Here is a 19,245-nt window from a genome sequence, read left to right on the forward strand (position 1 = left end):
CCTTGCTATCCGATCAACCCGTCTTCACGCATGTTCGCCGCACTCCCGAGCCCTCATGGCTTCCGGAAAGGACCCCATCCCATGGCTGACGCAGCCGATGCAGCCGGCGCCCCCGCCGGCAAGGTGACCTTCGTCGGGGCCGGTCCCGGCGCCGCGGACCTGCTGACGTTCCGTGCCGCGCGCGCCATCGCCGAGGCCGACGTCGTGATCTGGGCCGCCAGCCTGGTGCAGGCGGAGGTACTTGAGCACGCCCGCGCGGGCGCGGAGATCCTGGACTCGGCGACGATGTCGCTCGAAGACGTCGTCGCCGTGTACGAGCGGGCCGCCGACGGCGGGCTGAGGGTGGCCCGCATCCACTCGGGCGACCCCGCGCTCTGGGGCGGCACCCAGGAGCAGGTCGACCGGTGCGCCGAGATCGGCATCGAGACGGAAATCGTGCCCGGTGTCTCGTCCTTCTCGGCCGTGGCCGCGATCGCGCAGCGCGAGCTGACCATCCCCGAGGTCGCGCAGTCCGTGATCCTCACCCGGCTCGGCGGGGGCAAGACGCCGATGCCGCCGGGCGAGGAGGTACGGGAGTTCGCGCGGCACGGCACCACCATGGCCCTGTTCCTGTCCGCCGCCCGCAGCGGGCAGCTCGTACGGGAACTGCTGGAGGGCGGTTACCCGACCTCCACTCCGGTCCTGGTCGCGTATCAGGCGACCTGGCCCGAGGAGCTGATCGTGAGGTGCACGATCAGCACGCTGGAGGAGACCGTCAAGGAGCACAAGCTCTGGAAGCACACCCTGTTCCTGGTCGGCCCGGCGCTCGAAGCGCACGGCACGCGCTCGCACCTCTACCACCCGGGCCACTTCCACGGCTTCCGCAAGGCCGACCCCGAGGCCCGCCGAGCCCTGCGAACGCGAGGTGCCACGACGTGATCACCGTCGTCGGTACGGGCACGGGGGCGCCCCTGCCCCCGGACGCCGAGGCCGCGCTGGACCGGGCGGGGCTCGTCGTGGGTGCCCGGCGCCATCTGGCCGCCGCGGCACTCCCGGACACGGCCGCGCGCGTCGTCCTCGGACCGCTTGCGCCCGCCCTCGACGCGATCGAGCGGTATCTGGAGAAGGCCGAGCCGGCGGAAGAGCCGGCGGATTCCGGTGCCCGGGGGCGGGTCGTCGTACTGGCCTCCGGGGACCCCGGGTTCTTCGGGATCGTCCGGGCGCTCGCGGAGCGGTTCGGGTCCGGGCGGCTCACGGTCCACCCCGGGGTGTCGTCCGTCGCCACCGCGTTCGCGCGGGCCGGGCTGCCGTGGGACGACGCGGTGGTGGTGAGCGCGCACGGCCGCGCTCTGCGGACCGCCGTGAACGTCTGCCGGGCGCACCCGAAAGTGGCCGTGCTGACGGGCCCCGGATCCGGGCCCGCGGAACTCGGCGCCGCGCTGCGGTCCGGCGGCGACGGCGACGGCAGCGGCAGCGGCAGCGGCAGCGGCAGCCGGATGCTCGTCGTGGCCTCCGCGCTCGGCTCGGGCTCGGGTGAGCGGGTGGAGCGGGTCACTCCCGCCGAGGCCGCCGTACGCGACTGGGGGCCGGCGGTGAACGTCGTGCTGTGCCTCGACGAGTCGCGTGCACTCTCGCCCGTGCGCACGGTCGCCGGACCGCCGCCGAGCCCCTCCCGATGGGCCCTGGCCGAGGGGGAGTTCACACACCGGGACTCGATGATCACGAAGTTCGAGGTGCGGGCGCTGGCGCTGGCCCGGCTCGGTCCGCGGCTCGGTGAGCATGTGTGGGACATCGGAGCGGGCTCCGGCTCGATCGCGGTGGAGTGCGCACGCTTCGGGGCCGCCGTGACCGCCGTGGAGAAGACCGCCGACGGCGTGGAGCGGGTACACGCCAACGCGGCCGCGCAGGGGGTCGAGGTGACCGTCGTGCACGGGGCCGCGCCGGCCGTGCTGTCCGACCTGCCCGATCCCGACGCCGTGTTCATCGGTGGGGGCGGGCGGGAACTGCCCGCCATCGTGACGGCCTGCGCGCGGCGTACACGGCGCTCGGTCGTCGTGGCGATGGCCGCGCTCGACCGGGTTCCGGCGGTGCGGGAAGCTCTCGTCGCGGCCGGGCTCGACTGTGAGGGTGTACTGCTGCAGTCGTCCCGGCTCGCGCCGCTGCCGGGGGACGTCACCCGGCTCGCGGCGACCAATCCCGTTTTTCTGCTGTGGGGCGTCCGGCCTCCCATGCGTAGTGAAGGAGTCACTCAGTGATCGGCCTGATTTCCGCGACGGCCGCCGGATCGGCGGGCTGTCAGCGGGTGGCCTCGGCCTGGCCCGGCCGTACCCGCGTCTACGAAGGGCCGGTGAGGGACGCCGTGCGGCGGGCGTTCGCGGAGTGTGAGCAGCTCGTGTGCTTCCTCGCCACGGGGGCCGTGGTGCGGCTCGTCGCCCCGCTGCTCACCGACAAGTCGTCCGACCCCGGGGTCGTCTGCGTCGACGAGGGCGGGCGCTTCGCGGTGTCCCTGGTCGGCGGCCACGGCGGCGGCGCCAACGACCTCGCCCGCGAGGTGGGGGAACTGCTCGGCGCCGAGCCGGTCGTGACGACCGCCACCGACTCCGTCGGGGTGCCGGGTCTCGACACGCTCGGGTTCCCGGTGGAGGGGGACGTGGCGGGAGTGTCAAGGGCCATGCTGGACGGTGAACCGGTCGCCCTGAACGCCGAGTTGGCCTGGCCGCTGCCACCACTGCCGACTGCCGTCGTCACCGATGCCACCAAGGCCGCTGAGGCCGGCGTCGGGGGCGCCGGGGGGGCGTACTCGATTCGCGTGACCGACCGGGCCGTTGAGCCCGCCGAGCGCGAAGTCGTCCTCCGGCCGCCGTCCCTCGTCGTCGGCGTCGGTGCCTCCAAGGGGGCCCCGGTCGACGAGGTCCTCGGACTCGTCGAGGACGCGCTGCGGGAGGCCGGGCTGTCCGCGAAGTCGGTGGCCGAGTTCGCCACCGTCGACGCGAAGGCCGATGAGCCCGGGATTCTCGGGGCCGCCGAGCGGCTCGGGGTGCCCGTGGTCACGTACGGCGCCGAGGAGTTGGCGAAGGTCGACGTGCCGAACCCCTCGGACGCGCCGCTCGCCGCCGTCGGTACGCCCTCGGTCGCCGAGGCCGCGGCCCTCGTCCGCGGCGGTGAACTCCTCGTCCCCAAGTGCAAGTCGGCCGCACGGCCGGCGATGGCGACCTGTGCGGTCGTACGCCGGGCCGCGCGCGGGCGGCTCGCGGTGGTCGGACTCGGGCCCGGCGCCCGGGATCTCCTCACCCCTCGTGCGAAGGACGAGCTGCGCCGGGCCTCGGTGCTCGTCGGGCTCGACCAGTATGTCGACCAGATCCGCGACCTGCTCCGCCCCGGCACCCGCGTGCTGGAGTCGGGGCTCGGCGCCGAGGAGGAGCGGGCCCGCACGGCCGTGGCCGAGGCCCGGCTCGGACGGGCGGTCGCGCTGATCGGAAGCGGTGACGCGGGGGTGTACGCGATGGCGTCGCCCGCGCTCGCGGAGGCGTCCGACGACATCGACGTGGTCGGCGTCCCGGGAGTCACCGCCGCGCTCGCGGCCGGGGCGATCCTGGGCGCGCCGCTCGGCCACGACCACGTGTCGATCAGCCTCTCCGACCTGCACACACCGTGGGAGGTCATCGAGCGCCGGGTGCGGGCGGCGGCCGAGGCCGACATCGTCGTCACCTTCTACAACCCGCGCAGCCGCGGCCGTGACTGGCAGTTGCCCAAGGCGCTCGCGATCCTCGCGGAGCACCGGGAGCCGACGACGCCCGTGGGAGTCGTACGCAACGCCTCCCGGCCGGACGAGTCCAGCCGGGTCACCACGCTCGTGGGAGTCGATCCGGCGACGGTGGACATGATGACGGTGGTGACCGTGGGCAACACGGCAACCCGTGAGATCGCCGGCCGCATGGTGACACCGCGCGGCTACCGCTGGCAGGAGGAGCCCCAGTGAGTCACACCAGCTGTCAGGCGCTCGTCGCCGGCCCGCCCGACACCCCGCGGTTCCACCCACCGTTGCCCCCGCGGTTCCGCCCGCAGTTCCACCAGTACTACCAGCAGCACGCCGTTGCGTATCCCGAGGAGAAATCGTGACCAGCCCCGCCCCCGCCCTGCTCATCGCCGGCCATGGCACCCGGGACGATGCCGGAGCCGAGGCGTTCCGTGACTTCGTCCGGGAGCTGGGCCGCCGCAACCCCGGTCTGCCCGTGGCGGGCGGCTTCATCGAGCTGTCCCCGCCGCCGCTCGGCGACGCGGTGAGCGAGCTGGTCGACCAGGGGGTGCGCCGGTTCGCCGCGGTCCCGCTGATGCTCGTGTCCGCCGGTCACGCCAAGGGCGACATCCCGGCCGCGCTGACCCGTGAGAAGGAGCGGCACCCCGGGATCTCGTACACGTACGGGCGTCCGCTGGGCCCGCACCCGGCGCTGCTCACCGTGCTGGAGCGGCGGCTCGACGACGCGCTCGGCGGTTCGGCGCGCAGTCCCGAGGACCGGGCCGAGGTGACCGTGCTGCTCGTCGGCCGCGGCTCGACCGACCCGGACGCCAACGCGGAGGTGCACAAGGCGGCGCGGCTGCTCTGGGAGGGGCGTGGTTACGCGGGTGTGGAGACGGCGTTCGTGTCGCTCGCCGCGCCGGACGTGCCGTCGGGCCTGGACCGCTGTGTGAAGCTCGGCGCGCGGCGGGTCGTCGTGCTCCCCTATTTCCTGTTCACCGGCATCCTCCCGGACCGGGTCCGGCAGCAGACCGAGGGGTGGGCGACGGCGCATCCTGAGATCGAGGTGCTCTCCGCCGACGTCATCGGCCCGGAGCCCGAGCTGCTCGACCTGGTCATGGAGCGGTACCGCGAGGCGGTCGAGGGCGATCTGCGGATGAACTGCGACTCCTGCGTGTACCGCATAGCGCTGCCCGGCTTCGAGGACAAGGTGGGGTCCCCGCAGCAGCCGCACTTCCACCCGGACGACGAGGGCCACCACCACGGTCACCACCACGACAACAGCCACGCACACTCCCATGCGCACTGACAGCGACGACACAGACGGCCCCGGCCCCGGCTCCCGGGGCGCCGGCGGGCACGGGCAGAAGCCGCACGGGCAGGCCCAGGCAGGGGCACCGGCAGGAGCATGGGCGCAGGCGCACGATCTGCGGCACCATGGCGACGCCGAGGTCCGCGACGACGGTTCGGCGCTGGTCGACCTCGCCGTGAACGTCCGGGCCGGCACTCCCCCGGCCTGGCTGCGCGACCACATCGCCGGGTCGCTGAGCGGGCTGGCCGCCTACCCGGACGGGCGGGCGGCACGGGCCGCGGTGGCCGCACGGCACGGGCTGCCCGTGGAGCGGGTGCTGCTCACGGCCGGGGCCGCCGAAGCCTTCGTGCTGCTCGCCCGGGCCCTGAAGGTCCGTCACCCTGTGGTCGTACACCCGCAGTTCACCGAGCCGGAGGCGGCTCTGCGGGACGCGGGACACACCGTGGAACGAGTGCTGCTGCGGCCCGAGGAGGGTTTCCGGCTCGACCCGTCGGCCGTACCCGAGGACGCGGACCTGGTCGTGATCGGCAACCCGACCAACCCCACGTCCGTCCTCCATCCGGCCGGCCTGATCGCCGAACTCGCCCGTCCCGGGCGGACTCTGGTGGTCGACGAGGCGTTCATGGACGCGGTGCCGGACGAGCGGGAGTCGCTGGCGGGGCGGACTGACGTGCCGGGGCTCGTGGTGCTGCGCAGCCTCACCAAGACATGGGGGCTCGCGGGGCTGCGGATCGGTTACGTGCTCGCGGCCCCCGAGACGGTCACCGAGCTGGAACGCGGCCAGCCCCTCTGGCCGGTGTCCACTCCCGCGCTGGCCGCCGCCGAGGCCTGTATGACCCCGCAGGCTCTCGTCGAGCAGGCGCAGGCGGCTCGCAGGGTCGTCATGGACCGGGCCCATCTGATCGCCGGGCTGAGGGAGTTCGCGTCCGACGGGGTCCGGGTCGCGGAGCCCGCCGAGGGGCCCTTCGTCCTCGTCGGGCTGCCCGGGGCGGCGGCGGTGCGCGACCGGCTGCGCCGGCTGGGCTTCGCGGTGCGACGCGGCGACACGTTCCCGGGCCTCGACGAGACCTGGCTGCGCCTTGCGGTACGCGACCGCTCGACGGTCAACCGGTTCCTCCAGGCACTGGACCAGGCCCTGAGCCTGACGGGCGCCTGACCGGCGGTTCGGCAGGTTTCGGCTGACTGCCCCTGCGGGCCGGTGGGGGCCGGCCGCGCGGTTCCCCGCGCCCCTGAAAGACGGGGCTGCGCCCCGGTCTTCCGCCTTCAGGGGCGCGGGGACCGTCGCTAACCGACGGTCCGGCCGCGCAGTACCACCCGCCGCGGAGCCGCCAGAACCCGGACGTCCGCCCGTGGATCCTCCTCGTACACGACGAGGTCGGCCGGGGCCCCCTCCTCCAGGCCTGGCCGCCCCAGCCACGCCCGGGCGCCCCAGGTGGTGGCCGACAGCGCCTCGACGGGCGGGATACCGGCGGTGACCAGCTCGGCGACCTCCCCCGCCACCAGTCCGTGCGGGAGCGTGCCGCCCGCGTCGGTGCCGACGAACACCGGGATCCCGGCGTCGTAGGCGGCACGCACGGTGTCGTAGCGCCGCTCGTGCAGCCGCCGCATGTGCGCCGACCACTGCGGGAATTTGGCCTCGCCTCCGGCCGCGAGCTGCGGGAAGGTCGCGATGTTGACGAGGGTCGGGACGATCGCGACGCCGCGCTCGGCGAAGAGCGGAATCGTGTCCTCGGTCAGTCCGGTGGCGTGCTCGACGCAGTCGATGCCCGCCTCGACCAGGTCTCGCAGCGAGTCCTCCGCGAAACAGTGCGCGGTGACGCGGGCACCGAGCCGGTGCGCCTCGGCGATCGCCGCCTCTACCGCGTCGCGCGGCCAGCAGGCGCCGAGGTCGCCCGTTCCGCGGTCGAGCCAGTCGCCCACCAGTTTCACCCAGCCGTCGCCGCGCAGGGCCTCCCGGGCCACGTACGCGACGAGGTCCTCCGGCTCGATCTCGTGCGCGAAGCCACGGATGTAGCGGCGGGTACGGGCGATGTGGCGGCCCGCTCTGATGATCTCCGGCAGGTCGTCGCGGTCGTCGATCCAGCGGGTGTCGGAGGGCGAACCCGCGTCGCGGATGAGCAGGGTGCCCCTCTCGCGGTCGGCCAGGGCCTGCTTCTCCGCGATGTCGTCCGCGACGGGGCCGCTGGGGCCCAGGCCCACGTGGCAGTGGGCGTCCACGAGTCCTGGCAGGGCCCAGCCGTTCACGGTGCGGATGTCACGGGCGCCGGTGGGGCGCTCGTAGGTGATCTTGCCGCCGACGATCCAGAGTTCGTCCCTGGCGTCGTCGGGGTCGATGAGTACTCGGCCCTTTACGTGCAGCACCGGCTGATCGCTCATGTACTGCACCCTAATTCGTCCGTCGGTGGGGTACGGAGGCTGCGGGCCGGTGAGGGCTTGTCGCGCAGTTCCCCGCGCCCCTACGGGGCGCCGTTCTCCTCCACCTCTGCCATCGCCGGGTCCAGCAGGCGGGACAGGAAGTGCCGGGTGCGGTCGTGGGTCGGGTTGCCGATGACCTGGGCCGGGGCGCCCTCCTCGACGATCGCTCCGTCGTCCATGAAGACGACACGGTCGGCGACCTCGCGGGCGAAGGACATCTCGTGGGTGACGACCATCATGGTCATGCCCTCGTCGGCGAGCACGCGCATCACTGCGAGGACGTCCCCGACCAGTTCCGGGTCGAGCGCCGAGGTGGGCTCGTCGAAGAGCATTACCTGGGGGCCCATGGCGAGCGCGCGGGCGATGGCGACGCGCTGCTGCTGACCGCCGGAGAGGGAGGCGGGGTAGGCCGTCGCCTTCTCGGAGAGGCCGACCCGCCGGAGGTTCTCGGCGGCGACCTTCGCGGCCGCCTCCTTGTCGCGGCCCAGCACCCGGCGCTGCGGCAGCGTCAGGTTGTCGGTCACCGTCAGGTGCGGGAAGAGGTTGAACTGCTGGAAGACCATGCCGATCCGGCGGCGTACGGCGTCGATGTCGACGTCCGGGTCGGTGACCTCGGTGCCGCCGACGAAGACCTGGCCCTTGGTGGGCTCTTCGAGGAGGTTCACGCAGCGGAGCAGGGTCGACTTGCCGGAGCCGGAGGGGCCGATGACGCACACGACCTCGCCGGAGCCGACCTCCAGGTCGATGCCGCGCAGCACCTCGTTGTCGCCGAACGACTTGTGCAGGCCGCAGACCTGGATCTCCGGCGTGCCGCTCCCGCTGCTCCCGCTGTTCTCGCTGCTCCCGCTGCTCTCGCTGCTCCCGCTGTTCTCGCTGTGCTTGCTGTACTTGCTGTGCTCGCTGCTCACTTGGTGGCCTCCCCGGCCTTCGCCTCAAGGCGGCGTACGACGAAACCGAGCGGGATCGTGACCAGCAGATAGCACAGGCCCGCCACCAGGATCGGTGTCGAGTTGGCGGTTTCGCTGGCCAGGTCGCGGCCGAACTTGGAGAGTTCGCGCTCCTCCAGCGTGACCCCGAGGAACAGCACCAGCGAGGAGTCCTTGAAGAGGAGCACCAACTCGTTGGTGAGCGGCGGGATCACGATCCGGAACGCCTGCGGAATGATGATGGAGACCATGGCCCGGGCATGCGAGAAGCCCAGCGAACGGGCCGCTTCCATCTGCCCCTTGGGGACGGCCTGGATGCCCGCGCGGATGGTCTCTGCCATGTACGCGGCCGCCACCAGACCGAGCGCGAGCGCGACCTTCCCGTACGTGCCGCCGGGAATCTCCGTACCGGGGAACGCCAGCGGTACCGCGACGCCCACGAAGATGAAGATCAGCAGGGCGGGCAGCCCGCGGAAGATCTCGATGTAGATACCGGCCAGCCAGCGGTACGGGCCGACCGAGGAGAGCCGCATCAGGGCGACGACCACGCCGAGGGCGAGGCCGAAGACGAAGCCGGACACCGTGTAGAGGACGGTGTTCTTCAGGGCCAGCGTGATGATGTCCGGGAACATCCGCTCGGCCAGGTCGACCTGAGCGAACTGGTTCCGCAGCTGCTCCCAGTCGGCGGTGAAGCCGAGGGCGACCAGCGCGGCGACGAACACCGCGTACTGGACGCCGCGCGACACGGCCCGCTTCTGCCGCCTGGTCAGACCGCTCCTGCGAGGCTGGACCCGGGTGTCGGTCCCACTCATGAGGAGGCGGACGGGGAAGCGGAGGTGCTGTCCGCCGCGTTCTCGTCATACGGGCCGATCCACTTCTCGTACAGCTTCTTGTACGTGCCGTCGGCCTTCGCGTCCGCCAGCGCCTTGTTGACGGCTTCACGGAGCTTGGTGTTGCCCTTCTTCATCGTGAAGCCGTACTCCTCACCGGTGTTGACGTTGTCGGCGACCTTGAAGGCGGCGGCGTTGGCCTTGTCCTTCAGCCAGCCCTGGACGACCGGGTAGTCGATGACGACGGCCTTGACCTGGCCGGTCCGCAGGCCGTTGAGAAGCGCGTCCGAGGACTCGAAGGAGACCGGGTTCAGGCCCTTGCCCTTCGCGAACTCCTCGCCGGTGGTCTGCGCCTGCGCGCCGACCTTCTTGCCCTTGAGGTCCGCGAGCGAGGAGATGCCGCTCTTCTTGCCGGCCAGGACGCCCTGGGTCGCCTCGAAGTACGGGTCGGAGAAGTCGACGTTCTTCTTGCGTTCGTCGGTGATCGTCATGCCGGCCGCGGCGAGGTCGCACTGGCCGGAGTTGAGGGATCCGCCGGTCTTGAAGTTCTCGAAGGGCTGGTCGAGGATCTCCTGCTTCACCCCCAGGTCCTTGGCGACCAGGTCGACCAGCGACACGTCGAAGCCCTGCACCTTGCCGTCGACCTCCGACTGGAACGGCGGGTACGGCAGGTGCGTGCAGGTGGTGAGCTGCCCGCCCTTCGCGAGCTCGACCCCGTTCGCGGTGGTCTTCTTGCCCCCGTCGTCGTCCGAGGAGCAGCCGGCGACGAGCAGCAGCCCGGCCGTCGCGGTGGTGGCGGCCAGAATGCGGGTCCGGCGCCCGAAGACCTTCTTCACGGGGGTGCCCTCCTGTGGGGAAACTGTGGCTTCTGATTATAAGGATTGGTTTGAGGTTCCCAAACCAATCCCATGGCCATGGTGCTGCCCGGCCTCGGAAGTCGCCGGTGGGGCGAACGCCGGGACGCCGGTTACGCTCGTTGCTGCCTACCCCGTGAGTGAAGAGAGCAACGCCGTGACCCACCCCTTCCTTGACCTGGCACCATTGAGCGCCGCGCACTTCGCGTCGATCGAGGACCGGGTGGCGCGGCTGCTCTCCACCGAGCAGGACGTCCTCATCACGCAGGGCGAGGCGCTGCTGCCCCTGGAGGGGGCCATTCGGGGTGCCGCGGGCCCCGGCACGACCGCTCTCAACGTGATCACGGGTCCGTACGGGCAGACGTTCGGCGACTGGCTCCGGGACTGCGGCGCGACCGTGTACGACCTGGCCGTCCCCTTCCACACGGCGGTCACGGCCGCACAGATCCGCGAGGCCCTCACCGAACACCCGGAGATCGACTTCGTCTCCCTGGTGCACGCGGAGGCGGCCACCGGCAACACCAACCCCGTCGCGGAGATCGGCGAGGTCGTACGGGAGCACGGCGCCCTCTTCTACCTGGACGCGGTGGCCTCGGTCGGCGCCGAGCCGGTACTGCCGGACGCGTGGGGCGTGGACCTGTGCGTGATCGGGGCACAGAAGGCGATGGGCGGGCCCGCCGGGGTCTCGGCGGTGTCGGTGAGTGAGCGGGCCTGGGCCCGGATGTCCGCGAACCCGAACGCTCCGCGCCGCTCCTATCTCTCCCTCCTGGACTGGAAGGAGCGCTGGGTCGACGCCGGCCGTACGGCGCTTCTCCATGCTCCGGCGCAGCTGGAGATGCTCGCGCTGGAGGCCTGCGTGGCCCGTATCGAGACGGAGGGCCTGGACACGGTGATGGCCCGCCACGCGACGGCGGCGGCCGCCACCCGCGCGGGGGCGTTCGCCCTGGGCGCCGGCCTGGAGCCGTATGTGTACGAGGCCTCGGACGCGGCGCCGGTCGCGACGACGCTGCGCACCCCTGCCGGGGTGGATGCCGCCGAACTGGTGGCCAGGGCATTGGCGGCCGACCCGGCGCTTCCGCTGGCCGCGGGTGGTGGCGCCCTCGCCAAGGAGATGATCCGGGTCAACCACTACGGTCCCGCGGCGACCCTCGGCGCTGTCCAGGGCTGCCTTGCCGCCGTGGGGACGGCCCTCGTCGAGGCGGGCCTCCCGGCCGGCCTGGAGGCGGCACACCGGGCCGTGACGGAGAGCTGGACCCAGACCCGGCCCCGGACCTGAGGACGACGGCCGAAAGGCCGCCGGCCGAAAGACCGTGGCCAAAGCCCAGGTCGTGGCCGATCTATAAGCGTTTCTTTGCGGAACCACGTAAAAGAACGCAATGGACGGGGAGTTCCCTGGGCCTCAGAGTGGTCCCATGGAGACCTTCGAGAGCCTCGTCCGAGCCGAGTTCACCCCGAAGAACACCTACCTGAACACCGCCAGTACCGGGCTGCTCCCGGCCCGCGCGGTGGCCGCCATGCGGGCCGCTGTCGAGTCCGTGGCGGCCGGACAGCCGCAGGACATGTTCGCCGACGTGGAGGCGGCCCGCGCCTCCTTCGCCCGGCTTCTCGGGGTCCCGGACCGCCGTGTCGCGGCCGGGGCCTCCGTCGCCGTCTACACCGCACTGATCGCCGCCTCACTGCCCGCCGGCGCCGAAGTCCTCACCGCCGAGGCCGAATTCTCCTCGTTGGTGACTCCCTTCCATGTGCGCCGCGACCTGAAGGTGCGCTCGGTGCCGCTGGAGCGGATCGCCGAGTCGGTGCGCCCCGGCACCGCGCTCGTCGCGGTGAGCGCCGCACAGTCCGCGGACGGCCGGATCGCCGATCTGCCGGCGCTGCGCGAGGCCGCACGCGAACACGGCGCCCGTACGTACATCGACGCGTCCCAGGCCGCCGGATGGCTGCCGGTCGAGGCGGACGCGTACGACTACGTCTCCTCCGTCGCCTTCAAGTGGCTCGTCTGCCCGCGGGGCGTGGCCTTCCTGGTCGTTCCGGAGGACTTCGGAGGGCTCGACCCGGTCTTCGCGGGCTGGGTCGCGGGAGAGGAACCCTGGAACAGCTGCTACGGACCGGTCGAGGCGTTCGCCCACTCCGCACGCCGGTTCGACGAGAGTCCCAGCCTCTTCTCGTACGCCGGTGCCCGCCACTCGCTCGAACTGGTCGAGGAGCTGGGAGTGGATGCCATACACGCCCATGACCTCGCTCTCGCCGACCGTTTCCGGGCGGGCCTCGCCACTCTGGGGCAGGAGCCGGTCCCGGCGCCGGGCTCGGCCATCGTCTCCGTGCCCGGCCTCGGTCACCGGCAGCCGGAGCTGAGCCGGGCGGGGGTCCAGGTCTCCGACCGCTCGGGCCATCTGAGGGCCGCCTTCCACCTGTACAACACGCCCGCCGATGTCGATCGTCTGCTGGACGTCGTGTCCGGTTGATTCCCCTGCCCACTGGCGCACGGCGCACGAGGACGCTAGGAAGGGCACCACGAGGTGGTGGTGCCGGTGGAGCCAACTCTCCACACGTCCGAACGGCCGTCCGCGGATGCGGAACTGCACCGGCGGCTGGTGTACGGCGACGAGAGCGCGCTGACCGAGGCGTACACGGCGTACGGCGGGCTGGTCCGGCGCGTCGCCGTGCGGGTCACGCACAGCGCGGTGGCCGCCGAGGACGTGGCCCAGGAGGTCTTCGCCCAGCTGTGGAGCAGGCCGTACGCGTTCGACGCGGCCCGTGGCTCGCTGCGTACCTGGCTGTCCCTGCTCGCCCACCGGCGGGCCGTGGACTGGGTGCGCAGCGAGGCCCGGCACCGCAAGGACAGCCGCACGGACGACTCGGCGCTGCACGCGATCCCGGACGCCGGGCCGGGCCCCGACGAGGCGCTCGTCGACCGCGAACGCTCGCTCCTGCTGCACTCCGCCCTCGCGGAACTCCCGAAGCCGCAGCGGGAGGTGGTCCACCTCGCCTACTTCGCGGGCCGCACCTACCGGCAGGCCGCCGTCGAGCTGGGCATCCCGGAGGGCACCGCGAAGACCCGGTTACGGTCCGCGCTGCGCAAGTTGGCGGTGTCCTTGGCGGACCCGTCGGACCCGTCGGATCCCGCGTGGGAAAGGGGCGCATGATGGCGACAGGAGAAGGAGGCCTCACGTGAGCGACGACCACGACGGCGTGCCCGAGCTGCTGGCCGCCTGGGCCTTCGGCGCTCTGCAGCCCCCGGACGAGAAGTCGGTGCCGCTGCATCTGGCCGGGTGCGGGAGCTGCGCCGCGGAGGCGGAGCGGCTGCGCGAGACGGTACGGCTGCTGGACGGGCCGCCGGGCGCACCGGAGCCGACCGCCGCGCACAACGGTTCCGCCGGGTCGGACGGTGTACTCGCCGCCGCCCTGCGGGCGCGGTCCGCCGTACCGCGTGTCGCCGCGCACGCCGCCCCGTACGCGGCCGCGGTCACCGGTCTCACGGCGCTGCTGCGCGAGGTGACAGGCCACGGGCCGTGGGGCACCCCCGTCGTGCACGACTGGGATGTGCGTGACACCGTCGGCCATCTGATCGCCGCCGACGAGCAGTTGGCGCAGCACCTCGGCGTGCGGACCCAGGCGCCGCCCTCCCGGCTCACGGAGGACATGCCGTGGGAGGAGGCCTGGGAGACACGGACCACGGACATGATCGCGTACGAGCGGACGCGTTCCCCCGAGGAGACGGTGGCCGCGTGGTCCGCGCAGACCGCCGCGCTGCTGGCCACGCCCGAGGCCCGGGACCCCGAACGGGCCGCGCACGCCACGAAGTTGCTGGGCGTACGGCTGCCCGTGGCCGATCACTTCCTGGGGCGCGCCTTCGAGACCTGGATCCACACGGACGACATCGGCCGTGCGCTCGGGTTCGCCGTGCCGCCACCGCCCGAGGTCCATCTGGGGCAGATGGTCCGGCTGGCCGTCCGCATGCTGGGGCTGGCGCTGGGGCCCACGGCGCCGCCGGTGCTGTTCGCCGTGACGGGCGTCGAGGGTGACTCCCGGTGGGTGCTCGGTTCCGAGGGCGAGCCGGTCCGGGGTGAACTCGCTCTGCAGGCCGTGGACTTCTGTCTGCTGGTGGGAGGACGGCACACGCCCGCCTCGGTTCCCAGGGGCATGGTGGGCGACGAGGACGCCGTACGGAACGTACTGGAGCGGGCGGCGTCGCTGGCCTGGCTGTAGTCGGTCCCCGGCCGGCCTGGCTGTAGGCGGTCCCGGTCCCCGGCCTGTAGTCGGTCCCGGCCTGTGGTCAGTCCCCGGCAGGGGCCGGGCAGCCGGCCGTCGCCGTGCACAGGTTCGCCTCGACGCGCGAGAGGAGTCCGGCGAGCTGGGTGCGCTCGGCGGGACTCAGCCCGGCGAGAGCGTGCTCCTCCAGTCCGGCCCAGGCGAGAATGACCGCCTCGTGCATGTCGCAGCTCTCCACCGTGGCCTCGACGAGGACCGCACGGCCGTCCCTGGGGTCGGGGCGGCGGCGTACGTGGCCTGCCTGCTCCAGACGCTGGAGCATCTTCGTGATCGTCGACGGATCGAGTTCGACCGCCTTGATCAGCTCCGACTGGCGTACCGGGCCCGCGTCCCACAGGTGCATCATCACGAACTCCTGACCGGGGTAGAGCCCGGCCCCGCGCAGCAGTTTGCCCGCTGCGGCGCGGTGCAGCCGGGCCACCCTGGAGATGGCGTGGCTGACCGCCTCCCCGCACGCCGACGACGGCGGCCGGTCGGTACAGGCGGGGTCGGCGGCCCGTGAGGACGCGATCTCGTGGATGGCACTCATCTGGGGCTCCCGGTTGCCGCGCACGTGCGTGCCCCCAAGCCTTTCACGGAAATCGCCCCTCCAGCCGTCCGTGGTGGGCCGGGACCCCGGACGACCCGGCGCTGCAAGGCCGTCGGCCCGGTGCCCGACCCACCTGGGCCGGGCACCGGGCCGATCACCACCGGACGGGCGTCACTTCACCGGAGTGAAGTCCCTGGCCCCAATGAACTCGGGCCGGCGTATCGGCGCCGCGAACGGCTCCACCGCCGTGTTCTCCACGCTGTTGAACACGATGAAGACGTTCGAGCGCGCGAACGGCGTGATGTTGTCGCCCGAACCGTGCATGCAGTTGCAGTCGAACCATGTCGCCGAGCCGGCACGGCCCGTGAAGAGCTTGATGCCGTGCTGGGAGGCGAACTTGGTGAGCGCCTCGTCGGAGGGCGTGCCCGCGTCCTGCATCTGCAGCGACTTCTTGTAGTTGTCCTTCGGCGTGGCCCCTGAACAGCCGAGGTACGTGTGGTGCGACCCCGGCATGATCATCAGGCCGCCGTTGGTGTCGTGGTTCTCGGTCAGCGCGATCGAGACGGACACCGTCCGCATGTTCGGCAGGCCGTCCTCGGCGTGCCAGGTCTCGAAGTCCGAGTGCCAGTAGAAGCCGCTCGCCCCGAAGCCGGGCTTGACGTTGATCCGCGACTGGTGCACGTACACGTCGGAGCCGAGGATCTGCCGGGCGCGACCCACCACACGCTCGTCCCGCACGAGCTGGGCGAAGATCTCGCTGGTCCGGTGGACCTCGAAGACCGAGCGGATCTCCTGCGACTGCGGCTCGATGATCGACCGCTCATCGGCGCGGACCGCCGGGTCGGTGACCATGCGCTCCAGCTCGGCCCGATAGAGGGCGACTTCGTCGTCCTCGATGAGCTGCTCGACGGAGAGGAAGCCGTCACGCTCGTACGACTGGAGGTCTGCCCCAGGGATCGGTCCCGGCGTGCCGGGCTCGCTCCACACGACCGGGTCCTGCCGGGGCACGGACACCTCGCTGGCGCCGCGGCTGGGGTACAGGTCGGTGATGGTCGTCATCGTTCAGACCTCCTCGGGTTCGGTCAGCAGGGGGTAGACGCCGTTCTCGTCATGGTCCTCCCGTCCGGTCACCGGCGGATTGAAGACACAGATGCAGCGGAAATCCTCCTTGATCCGCATCGTGTGCCTCTCATGTCCGTCGAGGAGGTACATGGTTCCCGGTGTGATCGTGTATTTCTCGCCGGTCTCGTCGTCGGTGAGTTCGGCCTCGCCCTCCACGCAGACGACGGCTTCGATGTGGTTCGCGTACCACATCGACGTCTCCGTACCCGCGTACAGGATCGTCTCGTGAACGGAGAAGCCGACCCTCTCCTTCGCGAGGACGATGCGCTTGCTCTCCCAGGTGCCCGACGCCGATTTCACGTGTCGGTCAGTGTCTTCGATCTCCTTGAACGAACGGACTATCACGGTGGTACGAAGCCTCCTTCAGGCTGTTCTACGGGGGTGCGGTTCAGGCCGTCTCGCGTACGGCCCGGGCGAGGGTACGGAGCCCCTCGTCCAGTTCATCGGGCGTGATGGTGAGCGCCGGGAGGAGTTTCACGACCTCGCTCTCCGGGCCCGACGTCTCGATCAGCAGGCCGAGTTCGAAGGCCCGGTGGGCCACACGGCCCGCGCGCGCCTTGTCGTGGAACTCCATGCCCCAGACCAGGCCGCGGCCGCGGTACTCCTTGACGTCGGCGAGGTTCTCCTCGGTGATGGAGATCATCGCCTGCTCGACCTGCTCGCCGCGGGTGCGGGTCTGCTTCTCCATGGCGGGACCGTCGGACCAGTACGTTTCGAGGGCCGCGGCGGCCGTGACGAAGGCGGGGTTGTTGCCGCGGAACGTGCCGTTGTGCTCGCCGGGCTCCCAGACGTCCAGCTCGGGCTTGAACAGGCACAGGGACATGGGCAGCCCGTAGCCGCTGATGGACTTGGAGACGGTCACGATGTCGGGCACGATCCCCGCCTCCTCGAAGGAGAAGAAGGCGCCCGTGCGGCCGCAGCCCATCTGGATGTCGTCGACGATCAGCAGCATGTCCTGGCGCTCGCACAGCTCGGCGAGGGCGCGCAGCCACTCGGGACGGGCGACGTTGATGCCGCCCTCGCCCTGCACCGTCTCGACGATCACGGCGGCGGGCTTGTTGAGGCCGGAGCCCTGGTCCTCAAGGAGCCGCTCGAACCAGAGGAAGTCCGGGATCTTGCCCTCGAAGTAGTTGTCGAAGGGCATCGGCGTGCCGTGCACGAGCGGTATGCCGGCGCCCGCCCGCTTGAAGGCGTTGCCGGTCACGGCGAGCGAGCCCAGCGACATGCCGTGGAAGGCGTTGGTGAAGGAGACGATGGACTCGCGGCCCTTGACCTTCCGGGCCAGTTTCAGCGCGGACTCGACGGCGTTGGTGCCTGTCGGGCCGGGGAACATGACCTTGTACGGCAGGTCGCGCGGGCGCAGCACCACGTTCTGGAACGACTCCAGGAAGCTGCGCTTCGCGGTCGTCGACATGTCGAGACCGTGCGTGACGCCGTCGCGCTCCAGGTAGTCGATCAGGGCCCGTTTCAGTACCGGGTTGTTGTGTCCGTAGTTGAGTGATCCGGCACCCGCGAAGAAGTCGAGGTACTCGTGGCCGTCCTCGTCGAACATGCGGCTGCCCTGCGCGCGGTCGAAGATGGTGGGCCAGCTGCGGCAGTAGCTGCGGACCTCCGACTCCAGGGTTTCGAAGACACTCAGGTCGGGCTGGGTGATGCTCACGGTGTTACTCCTCAAGGCGTGGGGGGTCAGAGCGACAGGGGGCCGATGCGGTACAGCACTTCGGGGTCGTGCGGGCCGTCGGGGAACTGTCCTGTGTCGAACAGGACCTCCCGCTCGACGGTCGCGCCGTGGCGTGCGGCGTACGAAGTGAACAGCCGCTCGGAGGCGGTGTTGCCCGGGGAGATCGTGGTCTCCATGCAGGTCAGCTCGCTCTGACCGGCGACCCGGAGGGTCAGCCCGTCGAGAAGAGCCGCGGCGAGACCGCGTCCACGCTGTGCCGCGTCGACGGCCACCTGCCACACGAGGAGCGTGTGGGGTCGCTCGGGCCGGAAGTAGCCGGTGACGAAGGCCACCGGTTCACCGTCGGCCGTACGCGCCACCGCCGAGGTACCGGCGAAGTCACGGCACCACAGCAGGTAGCTGTAGGAGGAGTTCAAGTCAAGGGTTCCGGAGTCCTTGGCGATGCGCCAGAGTGCGGCTCCGTCGTCCACGTGCGGACGGTCGATCCGCAGCTCATCTGGCATTTCCAGGAATTCCGCTTGCAGGTCTGCTTGTGCGGCGGTCATGTTGAATGAATTTACCCAGCAAAAGCCGAAACCGCATCGCCAGAGGGGGTTACACAAGCGGGCCGGGTGTGTTACCGCGCGGGCGCGTGCGGCGCGTGACTCTGGTTGAAAGCGGCACTTTGTCCGGGAAATACCAGGTCAAAACGGTCTCGCTGTGCATTGCGTCACAGCAACGTAATCGCTTCGAGACGTGCCCGAATCGTGAGATCGATATTAGCGAAATCTTAGCGTTTAGGTTGCGAGAAAGCGGGAAGAAGCTTGTGGGAAGCTGCAATAAATAGGAACGGTATCAGCACCAGCATTACACAGACCGGAATTCCGGAATGCAACGCCGACCGCCTGAGGCGGCGCTCGCACCGAGCACCGCCGTATGCGAAGGTCAGCGGCCGTCCCGCAGGTCCTCCGGCCAGTCCGGGCGGAACTCGATGTGGTCGTACGTGACCACGCAGCCCTCGCCCATCGGGGACTGGGTCATGAAACCGACCAGGGCGGCGCCGGTCTCCTTCTCGTCGGCCAGGGTGAAGAGGCGGACGAAGGTCCAGCGCCGGCCGTCCTTCGAGGCATGAAAGGCGAAGGCGCGGCCGGTGCGGCTGATCCGGAGCCAGACGGAGCTGCCGTCGGCCGTGAAGGAGTTGGCGTCGTCGGAATGCCCTCTGGTGACGACCGTGCAGACGGTGGGCACGTCCGGTGAGTATTCGAGGCAGAGCTTGGCCCAGGCCCGCTCGCCCACGTGTGCGTAGAGGACACCCGCGTCGAAGGACCCGGCAAAACCGACCGTGACGCGGGCGATGAGCTGGAAGTCCCCTTCCGGCGCCCCCAGCAGCCGGGGCGCGTCGGACGCGGGGTCCAGTCCCTCGTCGGTGGGCGGCACGAAACGGTCCTGCCGCGGCCCCGCCCACCCGGTGAGTATGCCGTCCTCGTACGACCAGTGCCCGTCGGGCCCGTAGGAGCGCAGAGCAAAGGGAAGTTCAGGTATTTCCAGGTCCATGCCCCGAGTCTGCCAGCTCCCCACCGCCTCCGGGCGGGACCCGCGAGGGTCCCGCCCGG

At 71.2% G+C, this 19,245-nt stretch carries 20 protein-coding genes; 10 read left to right on the plus strand and 10 right to left on the minus strand.

What is annotated here, in order from left to right:
* Nucleotides 1–81 precede the first annotated feature (81 nt).
* From cobM to cobC, 6 genes are read left to right on the plus strand one after another with little or no spacing between them, the layout of a single operon-like run.
* Nucleotides 82–918 carry a precorrin-4 C(11)-methyltransferase gene (cobM, locus tag AB0D14_RS32365; RefSeq protein WP_362786236.1) on the plus strand — a complete coding sequence of 279 codons (837 nt, stop codon included), beginning with the start codon at nt 82–84 and terminating at the stop codon, nt 916–918.
* Nucleotides 915–2,234 (plus strand): precorrin-6y C5,15-methyltransferase (decarboxylating) subunit CbiE, encoded by a 1,320-nt coding sequence (gene cbiE / locus AB0D14_RS32370; RefSeq protein WP_362786237.1) that lies wholly within the window; start codon nt 915–917, stop codon nt 2,232–2,234. The genes cobM and cbiE overlap by 4 nt, the downstream gene beginning before the upstream one ends.
* Complete coding sequence (gene cobJ, locus AB0D14_RS32375) at nt 2,231–3,958, plus strand: precorrin-3B C(17)-methyltransferase (RefSeq protein WP_362786239.1); 1,728 nt, start codon at nt 2,231–2,233, stop codon at nt 3,956–3,958. The genes cbiE and cobJ overlap by 4 nt, the downstream gene beginning before the upstream one ends.
* Complete coding sequence (locus tag AB0D14_RS32380) at nt 3,955–4,098, plus strand: hypothetical protein (protein WP_362786241.1); 144 nt, start codon at nt 3,955–3,957, stop codon at nt 4,096–4,098. The genes cobJ and AB0D14_RS32380 overlap by 4 nt, the downstream gene beginning before the upstream one ends.
* The gene (locus AB0D14_RS32385) at nt 4,095–5,024 is read left to right on the plus strand and encodes a sirohydrochlorin chelatase (RefSeq protein ID WP_362786243.1); all 930 of its coding nucleotides are present in this window, start codon (nt 4,095–4,097) and stop codon (nt 5,022–5,024) included. The genes AB0D14_RS32380 and AB0D14_RS32385 overlap by 4 nt, the downstream gene beginning before the upstream one ends.
* Complete coding sequence (gene cobC / locus AB0D14_RS32390) at nt 5,014–6,183, plus strand: Rv2231c family pyridoxal phosphate-dependent protein CobC (protein ID WP_362786245.1); 1,170 nt, start codon at nt 5,014–5,016, stop codon at nt 6,181–6,183. The genes AB0D14_RS32385 and cobC overlap by 11 nt, the downstream gene beginning before the upstream one ends.
* Nucleotides 6,184–6,311: 128 nt before the next feature.
* On the opposite strand, the gene AB0D14_RS32395 is transcribed toward cobC, so the two are convergent.
* The 4 genes from AB0D14_RS32395 to AB0D14_RS32410 form a co-directional block, all read right to left on the minus strand.
* Entirely contained in the window at nt 6,312–7,403 is a 1,092-nt protein-coding gene (locus tag AB0D14_RS32395; protein ID WP_362786247.1) for an amidohydrolase family protein, read from the minus strand.
* Between the two features lie 80 nt (nt 7,404–7,483).
* Nucleotides 7,484–8,242, minus strand: a complete 759-nt coding sequence (locus tag AB0D14_RS32400) for an amino acid ABC transporter ATP-binding protein (protein WP_362786271.1) — start codon at nt 8,240–8,242, stop codon at nt 7,484–7,486.
* A 104-nt stretch (nt 8,243–8,346) separates the two neighbouring features.
* Nucleotides 8,347–9,180 carry an amino acid ABC transporter permease gene (locus tag AB0D14_RS32405; protein ID WP_362786249.1) on the minus strand — a complete coding sequence of 278 codons (834 nt, stop codon included), beginning with the start codon at nt 9,178–9,180 and terminating at the stop codon, nt 8,347–8,349.
* Entirely contained in the window at nt 9,177–10,034 is an 858-nt protein-coding gene (locus AB0D14_RS32410) for a transporter substrate-binding domain-containing protein (RefSeq protein WP_362786250.1), read from the minus strand. The genes AB0D14_RS32405 and AB0D14_RS32410 overlap by 4 nt, the downstream gene beginning before the upstream one ends.
* 175 nt (nt 10,035–10,209) lie before the next feature.
* Between AB0D14_RS32410 and AB0D14_RS32415 the strand changes: the two genes are divergently transcribed.
* From AB0D14_RS32415 to AB0D14_RS32430, 4 genes are all read left to right on the plus strand, one after another.
* On the plus strand, nt 10,210–11,328 hold the full coding sequence (locus tag AB0D14_RS32415; RefSeq protein WP_362786273.1) for an aminotransferase class V-fold PLP-dependent enzyme: 1,119 nt from the start codon (nt 10,210–10,212) through the stop codon (nt 11,326–11,328).
* Nucleotides 11,329–11,464: 136 nt separating this feature from the next.
* A complete protein-coding gene (locus AB0D14_RS32420) occupies nt 11,465–12,514 on the plus strand; it encodes an aminotransferase class V-fold PLP-dependent enzyme (protein ID WP_362786252.1) in 1,050 nt (349 codons plus the stop codon).
* Nucleotides 12,515–12,568: 54 nt separating this feature from the next.
* Entirely contained in the window at nt 12,569–13,195 is a 627-nt protein-coding gene (locus AB0D14_RS32425; protein WP_362786254.1) for a sigma-70 family RNA polymerase sigma factor, read from the plus strand.
* Between the two features lie 25 nt (nt 13,196–13,220).
* Nucleotides 13,221–14,258, plus strand: coding sequence for a maleylpyruvate isomerase family mycothiol-dependent enzyme (locus AB0D14_RS32430; RefSeq protein ID WP_362786256.1), 1,038 nt, complete (start codon nt 13,221–13,223; stop codon nt 14,256–14,258).
* Between the two features lie 67 nt (nt 14,259–14,325).
* Here the strand turns inward: AB0D14_RS32430 and AB0D14_RS32435 are convergent, their stop codons facing one another.
* The 6 genes from AB0D14_RS32435 to AB0D14_RS32460 form a co-directional block, all read right to left on the minus strand.
* Entirely contained in the window at nt 14,326–14,850 is a 525-nt protein-coding gene (locus AB0D14_RS32435) for a MarR family winged helix-turn-helix transcriptional regulator (RefSeq protein ID WP_362786258.1), read from the minus strand.
* 171 nt (nt 14,851–15,021) lie between these two features.
* Entirely contained in the window at nt 15,022–15,909 is an 888-nt protein-coding gene (thpD, locus tag AB0D14_RS32440; RefSeq protein WP_362786259.1) for an ectoine hydroxylase, read from the minus strand.
* Between the two features lie 3 nt (nt 15,910–15,912).
* Nucleotides 15,913–16,317 carry an ectoine synthase gene (locus tag AB0D14_RS32445; protein ID WP_362786261.1) on the minus strand — a complete coding sequence of 135 codons (405 nt, stop codon included), beginning with the start codon at nt 16,315–16,317 and terminating at the stop codon, nt 15,913–15,915.
* A gap of 43 nt (nt 16,318–16,360) precedes the next feature.
* Complete coding sequence (gene ectB, locus AB0D14_RS32450; RefSeq protein WP_362786262.1) at nt 16,361–17,632, minus strand: diaminobutyrate--2-oxoglutarate transaminase; 1,272 nt, start codon at nt 17,630–17,632, stop codon at nt 16,361–16,363.
* A 26-nt stretch (nt 17,633–17,658) separates the two neighbouring features.
* On the minus strand, nt 17,659–18,198 hold the full coding sequence (gene ectA, locus AB0D14_RS32455) for a diaminobutyrate acetyltransferase (RefSeq protein WP_362786264.1): 540 nt from the start codon (nt 18,196–18,198) through the stop codon (nt 17,659–17,661).
* Nucleotides 18,199–18,577: 379 nt separating this feature from the next.
* Entirely contained in the window at nt 18,578–19,186 is a 609-nt protein-coding gene (locus tag AB0D14_RS32460) for a DUF1349 domain-containing protein (protein WP_362786275.1), read from the minus strand.
* Between the last annotated feature and the right edge of the window lie 59 nt (nt 19,187–19,245).

Origin of the sequence: Streptomyces sp. NPDC048484 (assembly GCF_040651415.1) — a bacterium.
Classification (GTDB): domain Bacteria; phylum Actinomycetota; class Actinomycetes; order Streptomycetales; family Streptomycetaceae; genus Streptomyces.

Coding starts and splice junctions, on each gene's coding strand:
- cobM (WP_362786236.1), top strand. CDS start 82: ATGGCTGACGCAGCCGATGCAGCCGGCGCCCCCGCCGGCAAGGTGACC.
- cobC (WP_362786245.1), top strand. CDS start 5,014: ATGCGCACTGACAGCGACGACACAGACGGCCCCGGCCCCGGCTCCCGG.
- AB0D14_RS32395 (WP_362786247.1), bottom strand. CDS start 7,403: ATGAGCGATCAGCCGGTGCTGCACGTAAAGGGCCGAGTACTCATCGAC.
- AB0D14_RS32405 (WP_362786249.1), bottom strand. CDS start 9,180: ATGAGTGGGACCGACACCCGGGTCCAGCCTCGCAGGAGCGGTCTGACC.
- AB0D14_RS32420 (WP_362786252.1), top strand. CDS start 11,465: ATGGAGACCTTCGAGAGCCTCGTCCGAGCCGAGTTCACCCCGAAGAAC.
- AB0D14_RS32435 (WP_362786258.1), bottom strand. CDS start 14,850: ATGAGTGCCATCCACGAGATCGCGTCCTCACGGGCCGCCGACCCCGCC.
- thpD (WP_362786259.1), bottom strand. CDS start 15,909: ATGACGACCATCACCGACCTGTACCCCAGCCGCGGCGCCAGCGAGGTG.
- ectA (WP_362786264.1), bottom strand. CDS start 18,198: ATGACCGCCGCACAAGCAGACCTGCAAGCGGAATTCCTGGAAATGCCA.
- AB0D14_RS32460 (WP_362786275.1), bottom strand. CDS start 19,186: ATGGACCTGGAAATACCTGAACTTCCCTTTGCTCTGCGCTCCTACGGG.